Annotated in this window: 16 protein-coding genes; 2 read left to right on the top strand and 14 right to left on the bottom strand. The window is 62.5% G+C overall.

The annotated features are described in order from the left end of the window. The first annotated feature begins 191 nt into the window (after positions 1 to 191). Together AB4N85_RS03445 and AB4N85_RS03440 are read left to right on the top strand one after the other, a co-directional pair. Entirely contained in the window at positions 192 to 674 is a 483-nt protein-coding gene (locus AB4N85_RS03445) for a hypothetical protein (RefSeq protein ID WP_073472662.1), read from the top strand. A gap of 146 nt (positions 675 to 820) precedes the next feature. Next, positions 821 to 2092, top strand: a complete 1272-nt coding sequence (locus AB4N85_RS03440; protein WP_056783953.1) for an OmpP1/FadL family transporter — start codon at positions 821 to 823, stop codon at positions 2090 to 2092. Positions 2093 to 2304: 212 nt separating this feature from the next. Here the strand turns inward: AB4N85_RS03440 and AB4N85_RS03435 are convergent, their stop codons facing one another. The 14 genes from AB4N85_RS03435 to cobO all read right to left on the bottom strand — a co-directional run bounded on the left by AB4N85_RS03435 (position 2305) and on the right by cobO (position 13862). Further along, a complete protein-coding gene (locus AB4N85_RS03435; protein ID WP_041479535.1) occupies positions 2305 to 2865 on the bottom strand; it encodes a glutathione peroxidase in 561 nt (186 codons plus the stop codon). Positions 2866 to 2919: 54 nt separating this feature from the next. Beyond that, on the bottom strand, positions 2920 to 3042 hold the full coding sequence (locus AB4N85_RS03430) for a hypothetical protein (RefSeq protein ID WP_269084999.1): 123 nt from the start codon (positions 3040 to 3042) through the stop codon (positions 2920 to 2922). Beyond that, a complete protein-coding gene (locus AB4N85_RS03425; protein WP_252869037.1) occupies positions 3039 to 4247 on the bottom strand; it encodes an MFS transporter in 1209 nt (402 codons plus the stop codon). The genes AB4N85_RS03430 and AB4N85_RS03425 overlap by 4 nt, the downstream gene beginning before the upstream one ends. Positions 4248 to 4299: 52 nt before the next feature. Beyond that, a complete protein-coding gene (locus tag AB4N85_RS03420; RefSeq protein ID WP_016773714.1) occupies positions 4300 to 4704 on the bottom strand; it encodes a MarR family winged helix-turn-helix transcriptional regulator in 405 nt (134 codons plus the stop codon). Positions 4705 to 4878: 174 nt separating this feature from the next. Continuing rightward, positions 4879 to 5601 (bottom strand): adenosylcobinamide-GDP ribazoletransferase, encoded by a 723-nt coding sequence (locus tag AB4N85_RS03415; RefSeq protein WP_252869036.1) that lies wholly within the window; start codon positions 5599 to 5601, stop codon positions 4879 to 4881. 1 nt (position 5602) lies between these two features. Then, on the bottom strand, positions 5603 to 6178 hold the full coding sequence (gene cobC / locus AB4N85_RS03410; RefSeq protein WP_252869035.1) for an alpha-ribazole phosphatase family protein: 576 nt from the start codon (positions 6176 to 6178) through the stop codon (positions 5603 to 5605). Further along, positions 6175 to 7230: a nicotinate-nucleotide--dimethylbenzimidazole phosphoribosyltransferase gene (gene cobT, locus AB4N85_RS03405; protein ID WP_236169119.1), complete on the bottom strand. Its 1056-nt coding sequence runs from the start codon at positions 7228 to 7230 to the stop codon at positions 6175 to 6177. Before cobT ends, cobC begins: the two co-directional genes overlap by 4 nt. Beyond that, positions 7227 to 7748 (bottom strand): bifunctional adenosylcobinamide kinase/adenosylcobinamide-phosphate guanylyltransferase, encoded by a 522-nt coding sequence (cobU, locus tag AB4N85_RS03400; protein WP_039763697.1) that lies wholly within the window; start codon positions 7746 to 7748, stop codon positions 7227 to 7229. Before cobU ends, cobT begins: the two co-directional genes overlap by 4 nt. A 120-nt stretch (positions 7749 to 7868) precedes the next feature. Beyond that, positions 7869 to 9320: a cobyric acid synthase gene (locus AB4N85_RS03395; RefSeq protein ID WP_252869034.1), complete on the bottom strand. Its 1452-nt coding sequence runs from the start codon at positions 9318 to 9320 to the stop codon at positions 7869 to 7871. Beyond that, entirely contained in the window at positions 9317 to 10309 is a 993-nt protein-coding gene (cobD, locus tag AB4N85_RS03390) for a threonine-phosphate decarboxylase CobD (protein WP_073472676.1), read from the bottom strand. Before cobD ends, AB4N85_RS03395 begins: the two co-directional genes overlap by 4 nt. Then, entirely contained in the window at positions 10302 to 11210 is a 909-nt protein-coding gene (gene cbiB / locus AB4N85_RS03385) for an adenosylcobinamide-phosphate synthase CbiB (protein WP_252869033.1), read from the bottom strand. Before cbiB ends, cobD begins: the two co-directional genes overlap by 8 nt. Further along, positions 11207 to 11857, bottom strand: coding sequence for a 5,6-dimethylbenzimidazole synthase (bluB, locus tag AB4N85_RS03380; RefSeq protein WP_252869032.1), 651 nt, complete (start codon positions 11855 to 11857; stop codon positions 11207 to 11209). The genes cbiB and bluB overlap by 4 nt, the downstream gene beginning before the upstream one ends. Further along, positions 11854 to 13254, bottom strand: a complete 1401-nt coding sequence (locus AB4N85_RS03375; protein ID WP_252869031.1) for a cobyrinate a,c-diamide synthase — start codon at positions 13252 to 13254, stop codon at positions 11854 to 11856. Before AB4N85_RS03375 ends, bluB begins: the two co-directional genes overlap by 4 nt. Continuing rightward, the gene (cobO, locus tag AB4N85_RS03370; RefSeq protein ID WP_150636720.1) at positions 13251 to 13862 is read right to left on the bottom strand and encodes a cob(I)yrinic acid a,c-diamide adenosyltransferase; all 612 of its coding nucleotides are present in this window, start codon (positions 13860 to 13862) and stop codon (positions 13251 to 13253) included. The genes AB4N85_RS03375 and cobO overlap by 4 nt, the downstream gene beginning before the upstream one ends. Positions 13863 to 13938: the final 76 nt, after the last annotated feature.

Below are 13938 nucleotides of genomic sequence, written 5' to 3'. Positions count from 1 at the left end.
CTTCTAAGCATGTTCCGATCTAACGCCCGGTATGCGATGGCGGAAATATTTTAAAAACAGTCCTTTACACGCTGAATATGACACTACACTTCAACTCAAGCGGCTTGACCCGCTTGCGGCGAGCCTGATTCGATCCACTGCTGCCAAAGCCCCTTCAGGACTCGCCCTCAACAACAAGAACCGAGGGTGTTATGGGTATCGCTGCCAGCGAACTGTGCCGCTATGTGATCCGTCCCACATTGATCTATCTGGGACGCCACTGCGCAACCGCCGAATCCCTGCTGCTGGGTATCGCTGCCAGCCAATCCGCCCTCGGCTCTGCCCTGCACGACCGCCGCGGCCACGGCCTCTACCGGATTGCCGAGCATCGCCATCAGGCGCTCTGGGACGATTATCTGGCGCTCGACCCGGAGCGCGCCAGCCTGGTACGCGGCCTCGCCAGTCAGCATGCATTCCTCAGCGGCCCGCATCTGGAACTGACCGTCAACCTGCGTTACGCCACGGCCATCGCCTGGCTGCTGGTAGAAGAACAGAACCCCATCCTCCCCGCTCCGACCGACCTGCTCGGCATGGCGCGCATCTGGCGCCAGACCTTTCAACCGCAAGGCCGTTTGCGCGACTTCACCTATGCCTGGCAAACCTGTGTTTCACCGTTGAATCAGGTCGCTTGCTGACCGGGCGGTTTCACAAGTTCTCGCAACAAGTCGCCATTTTGGTCGGATTGTCCTACAAAACCGCTCTAACTCAAGGCTTACAAGCTATAGCGCTGGGACGAAAATGTTGGTAATTTTCGCCCCGGTGATCACCAGGAGTTCTAATAATGAAAAAAGTCATGCTCAAAACCACCCTTAGCCTCGCCGTTACCCTTGCCTCCACACAAATCTTCGCGGCAGGTTTTGCCCTCAACGAACAAAGCATCAGTGGGATGGGGACTGGTTTTGCCGGGCGATCTTCTTCTGCCGACGACGCAAGCACTGTTTATGGCAACCCGGCCGGCATGGCGCGCATCAAGCGCGAACAAGTCACCGGCGGCGTCGCCCTGGTCGACGCGCATACCGATATCAGCGATACCAGCTCCAGCCCTAATGGCGGCAGCAACAAGGGCGACATGGTGCCCCTCACTGCCGTACCGATGGGCTTCTATGTAAAACCGATCGATGATCACTGGGCATTCGGCCTCGGTGTGTACGTACCGTTCGGTCTGATCACGGATTACGAAAACGGCTTCGCCGGTCGTTACTTCGGCAGCAAGTCCGAAGTGCAAGTCATCACTTTCCAGCCAACCGTCAGCTACGCCTTCAACGACAAGGTGTCGATCGGTTTCGGCCCGACCATCAACCGCATCGACGGCTCGCTGGAATCCAACCTGTCGATCACCCAGGCACTGCCGGACGGCAAGGTCAAGATCAAGGGTGACGACACCGCGCTGGGCTACAACGTCGGCTTGCTGGTCCAGGCCACCGACACCACCCGTGTCGGCCTGACCTATCACTCCAAGGTCGACTACAAGCTCGAAGGCGACACCAAGGTCAACTACAACGCTCTGGCGCTGGTGGGCGTTGGCGCCAACCAGAAGTACGACGCTTCGTTGAAGATCACCACGCCGGAATCCGTGGACCTGTCGGTCACCCAGGCGATCAACGATCGCTGGAACGTCTACGCCGGCACCACCTGGACCCGCTGGAGCCAACTGGACAAGATCACCGTGAAGAACTCCGGCGTGCAGCCTCTGCTGGCCGGTCAGTTCGGTTCGATCAACGAAGACCAGAACTGGCATGACTCCTGGGCCTATGCCGTGGGTACCTCGTACCAGTTGAACAAGGAATGGGTCCTGCGTACCGGTCTGACCTTCGACCAGTCGCCAACCAATAACGAAGACCGCTCGCCGCGTATCCCGACTGGCGACCGCACCATCTTCAGTATCGGTGCCGGCTGGAGCCCGACCGACGACCTGACCATCGACGTCGCGTACTCGTACCTGAAAGAAGAGTCGGTCAACATCCGCAACGAAAACGCGCGTGGCCAGACTTACGATGCCAAGTATGAAAACTCGGCAAACGGCTTCGGTGTCGGCGCGACATACCGCTTCTGATGCACCGTGGCGAGGCTAACCCCTCGCCCACGAAAAAGCCCCGCTCTCTTCGCAGAGGCGGGGCTTTTTCATGCCTGGGCATCGAACAAACCGGTAGGAGCTGACGAGTGCAACGAGGCTGCGATCTTTTGATCCTGGAATTTCAAGAACAAAAGATCGCAGCCTCGTTGCACTCGTCAGCTCCTACAGGACCATCACAAGGCTTCAGGGCTTCAGGGCTTCAGCGGCTTGGAGGCAATGGCCTTTTCGATCGCCGCAATAAATTCCGGATCATCCGGCTTGGTCAAGCTGGAAAAACTCGCCACGACCTTGCCCTGCCGGTCGACCACATACTTGTAGAAATTCCACTTCGGCGCATTGCTCTGCGCGGCCAGCACCTGAAACAGATGCGTGGCGTCGTCGCCACGGACCTTCTGCGGCTCGGTCATGTTGAAGGTCACGCCATAATTGGCGTAGCAGACCTTGGCGGTTTCGGCGCTGTCCTTGGACTCCTGCTTGAAGTCATTCGACGGCACGCCGAGCATTTCCAGCCCCTGATCCTTATAGCGCTTGTTGAGCGCCTCAAGCCCTTCGAACTGCGGCGCGAAACCGCAGAAGCTGGCGGTATTGACCACCACCAGCGGTTTGTCGGCGTACTGCTTGCACAGATCGATGGATTCCTTGGCGCGCAGCTTGGGCAGCGAGCCTTGCAGCAGCTCAGGACAATCGGCAGCCTGGGCCAGGCCAGTCAACGCCATCAGCAACGCGGGAACAGCACACCAGCGCATCAACATGTCGAACTTCCTTGGGCATTCATCAGGCTTCGACGTTACTCGCCACGCTGCGATCTAGCAAATGCTCATGCCCAACTGCATCAGCGCCAGACCGCCGCGTTGCCAGCCCCACCACACCAGCGCCAACAGCGCTGCAGCCAGTGCGGTCAGCGCGAATCGCGTGCAGATCCGGCTCATGCTGCGCTCGCCGCGGCTTGCAGGCGCGCCACCGGACGCTCGCGCACCGGCCAGTTCAGCGCCGCCGCCAGCAGACTCAAGAGAACCGCCACTTGCCAGATCAAGTCATAACTTCCGGTTTGGTCATACACCACCCCGCCCAGCCAGCCACCAAGGAACGAACCGAGCTGATGGAACAGAAAGACAATGCCACCGAGCATGGACAAATTGCGCACGCCGAACAAGGTTGCCACCGTACCGTTGGTCAACGGCACCGTCGACAGCCACAGGAAGCCCATGGCCATGCCGAACAGATACGCTGTGGTGGTGGTCACCGGCAACCACAGGAACAGCACGATCACCACCGCGCGCAACAGATACAGCGCAGTCAACAGACGCGGTTTGGACATGCGTCCGCCAAGCCAACCAGCGGTGTAAGTGCCGAAGATATTGAACAGCCCGATCAATGCCAGCACCGTGGTGCCGACACTGGCGGGCAGATGCTGATCCACCAGATACGCTGGCAAGTGCACGCCAATGAACACCACCTGAAAACCGCAGACAAAAAAGCCGAACGCCAGCAGCCAGAAACCGGAGTGCGAACAGGCCTCACGCAGCGCTTCGGAAAGAGTCTGTTCATGGCCAAGCACCGGCAGGGGTTTATCCTTGAGCATGCTCACCAGCGGCACAATCATCGCCACCAGCAGGCCCAACACCAACAGCGCGGCCGACCAGCCGAGCCAGCCGATCAACCCGAGAGTGCCCGGCAACATCGCAAACTGGCCGAAAGAACCGGCGGCGCTGGCGATACCCATGCCCATGCTGCGTTTCTCTGGCGGCACAGCGCGACCCACAACACCAAGAATGACCGAAAACGAAGTGCCCGAAAGACCGATACCGATCAGCAGACCGGCACTGAGTGACAGAGTCACCGCCGAATCAGACAGGCCCATGCACACCAGGCCCGCCGCGTAGAGGATCCCACCGACCAGTACCACTTTCGCCGCGCCGAAGCGGTCAGCCAGCGCGCCGGTGAACGGCTGCGCCAGGCCCCAGATCAGGTTTTGCAGGGCGATGGCGAAGGCAAACACTTCGCGACCCCAGCCGAACTGCGCGCTCATTGGCGACAGGAACAAGCCGAACCCGTGACGCACGCCCAATGACAACGCCAGGATCAGCGCACTCCCCAGCAACACCCAACCGCACGTACGCCACATCGATGTCATTGTTATTCTCCAGTCGCGGGTATATACCCGCTTGAGCGCGAAAAAACCGCCGTCAGGCCAGTTCGTCGAGCAGTTTGAGCAAGGTTTCGCGCTTCTCGGCACCGAGACGGTCGATCAGCCGCTGTTGCGCCGCTTCCCACGCCGGCAATGCCGCTGCCAGGCGCTGCACGCCGGTTTCAGTGAGGCGCACGATGCGGTTGCGCATGTCCTCGCCTTCGGCCAGCGCCACCAGACCTTCGCCCTCCAGCACACGTAGATTGCGTCCGAGCGTGCTGCGATCCAGGCCCATGGCCTCAGCCAGTTCGGAAATGCTCGGTTGCTCCAGCCGCTGCAGATTGCACAGCAGAGAATACTGGGCAACGTTGATCCCGAAGCCATCGAGAGCGCCGTCGTAATGCCTGCTGACGCCACGCGCGGCGCGACGCAGGTTGGTGCACAAACACTGAGAAGGAAGCATGATGCGTGTATATACCCGCGAGTGTGTTAAATCAAGTTACAGATGAGTTTACTCTGAACATCATTGTTGCCGGTGAGGCCCCTTCGCGAGCAGGCTCGCTCCCACAGGGGATTGCATTTCGAAAGTGGGAGCGAGCCTGCTCGCGAAGGGGCCGGCATCATCTACGCAAATCCTTCAGACCAAAGCGAGCCCCACCATCACCCCCATCTCCAGCAATTCCAGCAACGCCCCTGCCGTATCCCCGGTAGTCCCACCCAACCGCCGCATCATCAATCGCCGCAGCCAGACAAACCCAACCAGCGAAATCAGCACCGCGCCGATACCCGCGATCAACACGCAGCCCAGCGCACTCAACCCCAGCACCCACCACCCGGCCTTGCGCGGCAGATGATCGGCCAGCGCCTGACCCAAGCCACCCGCACGCACATACGGCGTAGTCAGAAACAACCCCAACAGCGCCGCCCGCCCGAGCACCGGGACGATGATCAGCGCCAGGGTATGCGCTTGCTCGATCAGCGCCAGCAGCGCGGCGAATTTCAGCAACAACACCAGCACCAGCGTGACCACCGCGATCGGCCCGCTGCGCGGATCTTTCATGATCGTCAGCGTACGTTCACGATCACCAAAACCGCCGAGCCAGGCATCGGCGCTGTCCGCCAAGCCATCGAGATGCAGCGCGCCGCTGAGCAATACCCACACGGTCAGCAACAGCGCCGCATGGAGCAACATCGGCGCGCTGGCCAACAACAGATTCAACGCATAGAGGATCAGCCCGAACAGCAATCCCACCAGCGGATAAAACAGCAGCGAACGGCCAAGCTGTTGCGGCTCGGGCATGCCCGGCAGGCGAATCGGCAGGCTGCTGAGAAACTGCAAGGCGATCCACAGCGGTAACATCTCAGTGACCTTCCTTGAGCGCGCCGTCAGGCTCGACCGTCAGCGCAAACAGCGCGCCGTGGCCGACTTCGACATTGAGCAGTTGCTCGCGGGGCAAACCTCGGGCCTGCGCCAGCAACAAACGCATCACGCCGCCGTGGCTGACCAGCAGAATTCGTTCGCCGGCGTAAGCCGCCTGCAACCGCGCGACCGCCGCCAACACCCGCGCGGAAAACGCGCTGACCGGCTCCCCCTGCGGTGGCGTGAAGCCATAGGGATCAGCCCAGAACAGCCCCAGCGCTTCGGCGTCCGTTTCCATCAACGCCGCCGCGCTCTGCCCTTCCCATGCGCCGAAATGCAGTTCCTGCAGATCCTTGTCCAGATGCACGGACAGGTTCAATTGCTCACCGAGTTCGGCGGCGAAGCGCGCGCAGCGCTGCAATGGCGAACTGACAATTCGATCCCACGGCCCGCCTTCGACCACCGCTGCACGCATCTGTGTCCAGCCGTTTGCGGTCAGCGCATCGTCGAGGCTGCCGCGCAAGCCGCCGCCGAGTTCCGTTTCGCCGTGGCGCAGCAGATCCAGACGCAGACTCATGCCGGGCGATCCGCGACAGCCGCTTCGGCGAACGTCGCCATTTGCCCGTGCAGGTCACAGGCCAGGCGCAACAACGGCACCGCCAACGCTGCGCCACTGCCCTCGCCCAAGCGCAGGTCGAGTTCCAGCAACGGTTCGGCGCTCAAGGTTTCCAGCACATGACGATGGCCCGGCTCGGCACCGCGATGGCCGAACAACAGCCACTCGCGACAGGCCGGATTCAAGCGCACCGCGACCAGCGCGGCGACCGTGCAGATAAAGCCGTCAACCAGCACCGCAATGCCTTCCTGCGCGCAGGCCAGATAGGCGCCGACCAACGCGGCAATCTCGAAACCGCCAAGATTGAACAACGTCTGCAAGGCATCGCCACGCTGTGCGGCATGCAGCGCCAGCGCGCGTTCGATGACTTGCGCCTTGTGGCTGACGCCAGCGGCATTCAGCCCGGTACCGGGGCCGGTCAGGTGCGCTACCGGGCAATCGAGCAAGGCACAGGCCAGCGCACTGGCCGCCGTGGTATTGCCGATGCCCATCTCGCCGCCGATGAACAACTGGGTGCCGGCGGCTTTCGCGCGCACGACACTGTCGCGACCGGCCTGCAAGGCCAATTCGCCCTGCGCCTGAGTCATCGCTGCGCTCTGAGCGAAGTTCGCCGTTCCCGCGCCAATGTTCAGATGGCGCACGCCGGGCAGATTCAGCGTCGGATTCACTGTGCCCAGATCGACCACTTCCAGTTGCGCGCCGAGCTGACGTGCCAGCACGCTGATCGCCGCGCCGCCGCTGACAAAGTTGAGCAGCATCTGCCCGGTGACTTCCTGCGGATAAGCCGATACACCTTCGGCTACCACGCCATGGTCGCCAGCGAAAATCGCGATCCAGACTTGATCGAGCGTTGGCTTGAGCTGACCTTGCAGACCGGCCAGTTGCACGGCCACCGATTCAAGGCGCCCCAACGAACCGGCCGGTTTGGTCAGTTGCTGCTGGCGCTCGGTCGCTTGCGCGATGATGTCCGAGTTCACGGTTTTGCACGGGTTCAGCCACCAGGTTGGGCTCATAACGCAGGTCCTTTCAAAGTCAGGGGCAGGCCGGCAACAGTCAGGACAACTCGCTGACAACGCTCGGCCAGAGCTTGATGCAGCCAACCGGCTTCATCGACATAGCGGCGAGTCAATTCGCCCAGCGGCACGACACCCATTCCGGTCTCGTTGCTGACAAAGATGATTTCACCCGGCAACGACGCCAGGCAGTCGAGCAAGGCTTCACGCTCGGCGGCGAGACGTTCGGCGTCGTCGAGCATGAGCAGATTGGTCAGCCACAGGGTCAGGCAATCGACCAGCAGGCAGCGCTCGGCGCCGGCGGATTCGCGCAGCACGCGGGCCAGTTCCAGCGGCTCTTCGATCAACGCCCATTCAGCCGGGCGGCGTGCGCGGTGATGGGCGACGCGTTGATTCATTTCGCCGTCCAGCGGTTGGCTGGTGGCGATGTAGGTGACCGCCAGATGGCTGTCGCTGGCGAGTTTTTCCGCCAGACGACTCTTGCCGGAACGGGCGCCGCCGAGGATCAGTTGGAGCATGGGTTCATCCAAAAATGTGTGGTAAGGCAGCCGCCCCCTTCGCGAGCAGGCTCGCTCCCACGGTTGATCGCAGTTCCCTGTGGGAGCGAGCCTGCTCGCGAAGAGGCCAGTCCAGACAACTCAAATCCCGCAGAGCTGACGCAACAGCCCGGTATCCAGATGCTTCTCCACCAGATCTGCCAGCCGTTCGATATCGCGTTCGCGCAAGCCGTGGTAATCGACCTCTTGTACATCACTCAGCCCGGCCCAGCGCAGCAACGCCGCGCTCGCCTCGGGGGATTCGAACAAGCCATGCAGATAGGTGCCGAACACCTGACCATCAGCACTTTGCGCACCATCGCAACGACCGTCGTCCAAATGCACCGCCGGATTCTCCAGCGCCGGCCCGCTGGTTACGCCAGCATGTATTTCGTAACCGCTGACTGCGGCGCTTTCCAACGCCAGCCGCCCGCGCACGTTGCGCAATTGCTTCTCGGCTTCGAGTTGGGTTTCGAACGCCAGCAGCCCCAGACCGGCGCTGGAGCCGGCAGCGCCTTCCAGCCCAAGCGGATCGTGCACCTGCTCACCGAGCATCTGCAGACCGCCGCAAATCCCCAGCACCTTGCCGCCGTAGCGCAGATGCCGATTGATCGCCGCATCCCAACCGTTGGCGCGCAGATAAGCCAGATCACTGCGCACGCTTTTCGAGCCCGGCAGGATGATCAGGTCGGCGGCGGGAATCGCCTGGCCCGGGCCGACGAACTGCAGATCCACCTGCGGATGCAGACGCAGCGGGTCGAAGTCGGTGTGATTGCTGATGCGCGGCAGCACCGGCACCACCACTTTCAACACCTGCTCGGCCTTGTCGGTCTGGCGTTGGTCGATGCCGTCCTCGGCCTCAAGGTGCAGGTCCATCACGTAGGGCAAGACGCCGACCACCGGTTTGCCAGTGCGCTGCTCCAGCCAGTCGAGGCCCGGTTGCAACAAGGCGATATCGCCGCGAAAGCGGTTGATGATGAAGCCTTTGACTCGCGCCTGTTCGCTCGGTGAAAGCAATTCCAGGGTACCGACCAAATGCGCAAACACGCCGCCGCGATTGATGTCGGCGATCAGCAAAACCGGGCAATCCACCGCTTCGGCAAAGCCCATGTTGGCAATGTCGCCGGCGCGCAGATTGATCTCCGCCGGCGAACCGGCGCCTTCGACCATTACCAGCGGATACGCAGCGCTGAGTCGCTCGTGCGAGGCGAGCACCGCTTGCATCGCGATAGCCTTGTAATCGTGATAGGCGACGGCGTTCATCGTCGTCACCGCGCGGCCATGAATGATCACTTGCGCGCCGGTGTCGCTGTTGGGTTTGAGCAATACCGGGTTCATGTCGGTGTGGGGTTCGAGAAAGGCCGCTTGCGCCTGCACTGCCTGCGCGCGGCCGATCTCGCCGCCGTCAGCGGTGACTGCGCTGTTGAGCGCCATGTTCTGCGGTTTGAACGGCACCACCGCCACGCCCTGGCGGGTGGCCCAGCGGCACAACGCCGTCACCAAAGTGCTTTTGCCGGCATCGGACGTGGTGCCTTGCACCATCAGAGTGGTCATGGATGGTCCTTGGTGAAAGCTTGCAAAGCCTGTTCGAGACGCAGCGCTTGCGCGGCATCCGCTGGCAGGCCGAAACGCACGCTGCTGTTGTGGCTGAACAGGCGCAGGAGGATGCCGCGCCGGGCGAGGAATTCGTGCAGCGCTTCGGCGTGCTCGGTGATCAGCCACTGAAACAGTGCGCAGCCACCCTGCGGTGCAAAACCGCAACGGGTCAGCAGCGCCGCCAGCCGTTCGCTCGCTTCATCGCTGCGAATCCGCTGACGAGTGTGACCCTCGGTGTCTTGCAGGCACGCCGTACCGAGCACCCGCGTCGGCCCGCTCACCGCCCACGGCCCGACCTGTTCGGCGAGCAGTTTGAGCAACTTGCGCTCGGCCAGAACGAAACCGAGGCGCACCCCGGCCAGACCGAAAAACTTGCCGAACGAACGCAACACCACCAGCCCGACCTGATGCGCATAGGGCGCCAGGCTCAGTTGCGGCGTGTTGTCCATAAACGCTTCGTCGACTACCAGCCAGCCGCCACGTTGCGCCAGCCGCGCATGCCAGTCGAGCAGGCGTGCCGGGGTCAGGCTGAGGCCGGTCGGATTGTTCGGATTGACCACCACCAGCACATCGAGACTGTCGAGAAAGAACTCGACTTCCTGCTCGAGCACTTCACGGACGATGTAACCGCTGCGCCGCCAGGCTTCGGCATGCTCGGCATAGCACGGCGACAACACGCCGACCTTGCCGGCCCGGCGCAGACGCGGTAGCAACTGGATAGCCATTTGCGAGCCGGCGACCGGTAGCACCTGCGCGGCGCCGTAATAATCGCAGGCGGCCTGTTCCAGTCCGTCATCGGTTTCCGGCAAGCGCGCCCAAGCGCGCAGCGGGATCTCCGGGATCGGGAACGGCCATGGCGCGAGGCCGCTGGACAGGTCGAGCCAGTCGGCTTCGGCAATCCCGTAATCGAGTGCAGCCTTGCGCAACCGGCCACCGTGCTCAAGCATATAATTCCGCCCCCAGGCAAAGCATCAGCAGCCATAACCATACGCCGCGCTGGACCAATTGCCAGCCACGGTCAATGGAATCGGCATCTGCCGGCGCACCTTCGCCCAGTTGCGGGCGCTCATGCAGTTCGCCGTGATAGATCGCCGGGCCACCCAACTCGACGCCCAGCGCACCGGCACCGGCCGCCATCACCGGGCCGGCGTTGGGGCTGTCCCACTGCGGCGCCTGGGTGCGCCAGCATTTGAGCGCGAGTCGGGTTTTGCCGAGCAGCGCGTAGGTCAACGCCACCAGACGCGCAGGAATGTAGTTCAACACGTCGTCGATTTTCGCCGCCGCCCAGCCGAAACGCTCGAAGCGTTCGTTGCGATAACCCCACATCGCATCGAGGGTATTGCTCAAGCGATACAGGACCACGCCCGGCGCGCCGGCGACGACAAACCAGAACAGCGCAGCGAACACTGCATCGCTGCCGTTCTCCAGCACCGACTCAGTCGCGGCGCGGGCCACGGCGTTGCTGTCCAGTTCATTGGTCTGGCGGCTGACCAGATAGCCGACGCGCTTGCGCGCCTCGTCCAGATCATCGGCGCGCAACGCAGCCGCGACCGGTGCGACATGTTCGTCGAGGCTGCGCATGCCGAGTGCGCAATACAGCGCGAGAATCTCGACAATCCAGCCGACATAGGGCGCCCAGGAAAATGCCGTGGCGAGCAAGGTCAGCGGCAGTACCGCGATAACCCACGCGGTCACGCCATGGCTGCGCCAGCCACGACCGCCAGCGTTGAAGCGTTGCTCGATGCGCCCGGCAAAATTGCCGAACGCCACCAGCGGATGCCAGCGTTTCGGTTCACCGAGCAGCGCATCCAGCGCTACTGCGGCGACACTCAGCAACGCCACACTCATTGACTCACTCCCCAATAATTGTCGTACAGCAACTCGTTCAGCGGTCGCGCCTGCGCCCAGCCTTCAAGTACCAGCATCGGCGCCGGATAGAATTCCTTGACCGGGCCGAGACACAACACCGCCAGCGGCTTGGCACCGGCCGGCAATTTGAGCAAATCCGCCAGGGCCTGCGGCTCGAACAGCGAGACCCAGCCCATGCCCAGACCTTCAGCGCGGGAGGCCAGCCACAGATTCTGGATCGCGCAGGACAGCGAAGCCATGTCCATTTCCGGCAACGTGCGCCGACCGAAAATGTGTTTCTCGCGATCGTCCATCAGCGCCGCCACCAACACTTCGGCGCAATCGTTGATGCCTTCGACCTTGAGCTGCATGAACTCATCGCTGCGCTCGCCAAGGGCTTCGGCGGTGCGGATACGTTCGTCTTCGACGAGATCGCGGATCTGCCCGCGCAAAGCACGATCGCTGATACGAATGAAGCGCCACGGCTGCATCAGGCCGACGCTTGGCGCTTGATGAGCGGCTTCGAGCAGACGACGCAGCAGTTGCGGCTCGACGCTGCCGCCGGTGAAGTGGCGCATGTCGCGGCGCTCGGCGATTGCCTTGTAGACCGCTGCGCGCTCGGCTTCGGAGAAGGTGTTGTCGGTCATGGCCCCATCGCTGGCAAGCCAGCTCCCACAGGAGATCGCATTTCTTCAGGAAGCTCACCATTCACTGTGGGAGCGAGCTTGCTCGCGAAGGCGGCCTCACGATCTGGCGCAAACAATGCGGCAATCGCAGTCGGATTCGACGGGAAATAAAAATGCACATAAGAAGCCGTCATCCGCCCCTCGCGATAAACCGCCTCGGCCCCACGCCCGCCATTAGGACTCACCCCCCGGGCAATCGGCGTCAGCTCTGTGGTGGTCAGGGAATGATGATAGGTATGCCCACGCAAGGAACCTTCCGGCAGCTCAACCGCCTGCAACGCCAGCGCCGCCAGACGCTTCTGCATCACCGCCTCGCCCTTGAGCAAACCGACCAGCTCAGCACGGGTGCCTTCCACGTCGGTCAGCGAATCAAGCAGATAAAGCATGCCGCCACACTCGGCGAGCAACGGCTTGCCCGCCGCATGGTGCGCGCGGATCGCCGCCAGCATTGAGGCGTTTTGCGCCAGCGCGACGTGATGCAGCTCTGGATAGCCGCCCGGCAGATACAGGCTGTCCGCCTCGGGCAATCGGGTGTCGCGAATCGGCGAGAAGAAGCGCAATTCGGCGCCCATCGCCCGCAGCAGATCGAGACTGGCGCCATAGGTGAAGGCAAAGGCTTCATCGCGGGCAACGGCGATGCGCACACCTTTTAATAGAGGCTCGGCGGCGATGACGTCAGGCCCGGCGAATTCAACGGCCGGTGGCAGCGCGACCTCGCAACTGCTGGCCAGCGCATCGGCGGCCGCGTCGAGGCGCAGATCCAGATCATTCAATTCGCTGGCCTGAACCAGGCCGAGGTGGCGGCTCGGCAATTCGATACCGGTTTCGCGGGACAGCGCACCGTACCAGCGCAGACCTTCGGTGAGGCTGCCTTCGAGTAATTGCGCATGGCGCAAGGTGCCGACGCGGTTGGCCAGCACGCCAGCGAACGGCAAGTCCGGCTGATACTTGGCCAGGCCCAGCGCCAAGGCGCCAAAGGTCTGCGCCATGGCGGTGCCATCGATCACGCCGAGCACCGGCACACCGAAGTGGCGCGCCAGATCAGCGCTGGATGGCGTGCCGTCGAAAAGGCCCATCACGCCCTCGATCAGAATCAGGTCAGCCTCGGCGGCGGCTTCCCACAACAGCCGGCGACTTTCCTGCTCGCCGACCATCCACATGTCCAGTTGATACACCGGCGCACCGCTCGCGCGCTCGAGGATCATCGGGTCGAGAAAGTCCGGACCGCATTTGAACACGCGCACCTTGCGCCCTTGGTTGCGATGCAAACGGGCGAGTGCGGCGGTGACGGTGGTCTTGCCCTGACCGGAGGCCGGCGCGGCGATCAACACCGCCGGGCAGTGACGTGGTTGCTTCAAAGTTCGACGCCTTTCTGCGCTTTGATCCCGGCCTGAAAGGCGTGCTTGAGCATGCCCATCTCGGTAACCGTGTCGCCCATCTCGATCATTTCCGGCTTGGCGCCGCGACCGGTGACCACCACGTGCTGCATCGGCGGGCGCGCTTGCAAATCGCTGAGCACCTGATCGAGATCGAGGTAGCCGTGCTTGAGGGCGATGTTCAACTCATCGAGCACTACCAGACCGATCGAAGGGTCGCGCAACAATTCGCGCGAGACTTCCCAAGCGGCGGTCGCAGCGGCGATGTCGCGCTGACGATCCTGGGTTTCCCAGGTGAAGCCTTCGCCCATGACGTGGAAACGCACCTGCTCGGGGAAGCGGCGGAAAAACAATTCTTCGCCTGTGCTGTTGCGGCCTTTGATGAACTGCACAACGCCGCACTGCATGCCGTGGCCCATCGCGCGGGCGAGCATGCCGAACGCCGAGCTGCTCTTGCCTTTGCCATTGCCGGTCAGCACCAACACCAGGCCACATTCGTCGGGCGAGCTGGCGATGCGTTCGTCGATCACGGCTTTCTTGCGCTGCATGCGCGCCAGATGGCGTTCGTCACGCTCGGGGGAATCAGTCATGGGGGGAGCTCTCCGTTGAGGCTGGATAACGGCGGGCAGGCACAAGAATAGACGGCAAAAAGCCTGGCATCGCCCA

This window comes from Pseudomonas sp. H1_G08 (genome assembly GCF_054681355.1).
This window is presented reverse-complemented; position numbering and strand designations above follow the sequence as displayed.

Excerpts from the sequence above, each read along its gene's own strand:
- cobC (WP_252869035.1), bottom strand. The coding sequence starts at position 6,178 with ATGAGTCTGCGTCTGGATCTGCTGCGCCACGGCGAAACGGAACTCGGC.
- AB4N85_RS03445 (WP_073472662.1), top strand. The coding sequence starts at position 192 with ATGGGTATCGCTGCCAGCGAACTGTGCCGCTATGTGATCCGTCCCACA.
- cobO (WP_150636720.1), bottom strand. The coding sequence starts at position 13,862 with ATGACTGATTCCCCCGAGCGTGACGAACGCCATCTGGCGCGCATGCAG.
- AB4N85_RS03425 (WP_252869037.1), bottom strand. The coding sequence starts at position 4,247 with ATGACATCGATGTGGCGTACGTGCGGTTGGGTGTTGCTGGGGAGTGCG.
- AB4N85_RS03395 (WP_252869034.1), bottom strand. The coding sequence starts at position 9,320 with ATGACCACTCTGATGGTGCAAGGCACCACGTCCGATGCCGGCAAAAGC.
- cbiB (WP_252869033.1), bottom strand. The coding sequence starts at position 11,210 with ATGAGTGTGGCGTTGCTGAGTGTCGCCGCAGTAGCGCTGGATGCGCTG.
- AB4N85_RS03420 (WP_016773714.1), bottom strand. The coding sequence starts at position 4,704 with ATGCTTCCTTCTCAGTGTTTGTGCACCAACCTGCGTCGCGCCGCGCGT.
- cobT (WP_236169119.1), bottom strand. The coding sequence starts at position 7,230 with ATGAGCCCAACCTGGTGGCTGAACCCGTGCAAAACCGTGAACTCGGAC.
- cobD (WP_073472676.1), bottom strand. The coding sequence starts at position 10,309 with ATGCTTGAGCACGGTGGCCGGTTGCGCAAGGCTGCACTCGATTACGGG.
- bluB (WP_252869032.1), bottom strand. The coding sequence starts at position 11,857 with ATGACCGACAACACCTTCTCCGAAGCCGAGCGCGCAGCGGTCTACAAG.
- AB4N85_RS03415 (WP_252869036.1), bottom strand. The coding sequence starts at position 5,601 with ATGTTACCGCTGTGGATCGCCTTGCAGTTTCTCAGCAGCCTGCCGATT.
- cobU (WP_039763697.1), bottom strand. The coding sequence starts at position 7,748 with ATGCTCCAACTGATCCTCGGCGGCGCCCGTTCCGGCAAGAGTCGTCTG.
- AB4N85_RS03435 (WP_041479535.1), bottom strand. The coding sequence starts at position 2,865 with ATGTTGATGCGCTGGTGTGCTGTTCCCGCGTTGCTGATGGCGTTGACT.
- AB4N85_RS03430 (WP_269084999.1), bottom strand. The coding sequence starts at position 3,042 with ATGAGCCGGATCTGCACGCGATTCGCGCTGACCGCACTGGCTGCAGCG.
- AB4N85_RS03440 (WP_056783953.1), top strand. The coding sequence starts at position 821 with ATGAAAAAAGTCATGCTCAAAACCACCCTTAGCCTCGCCGTTACCCTT.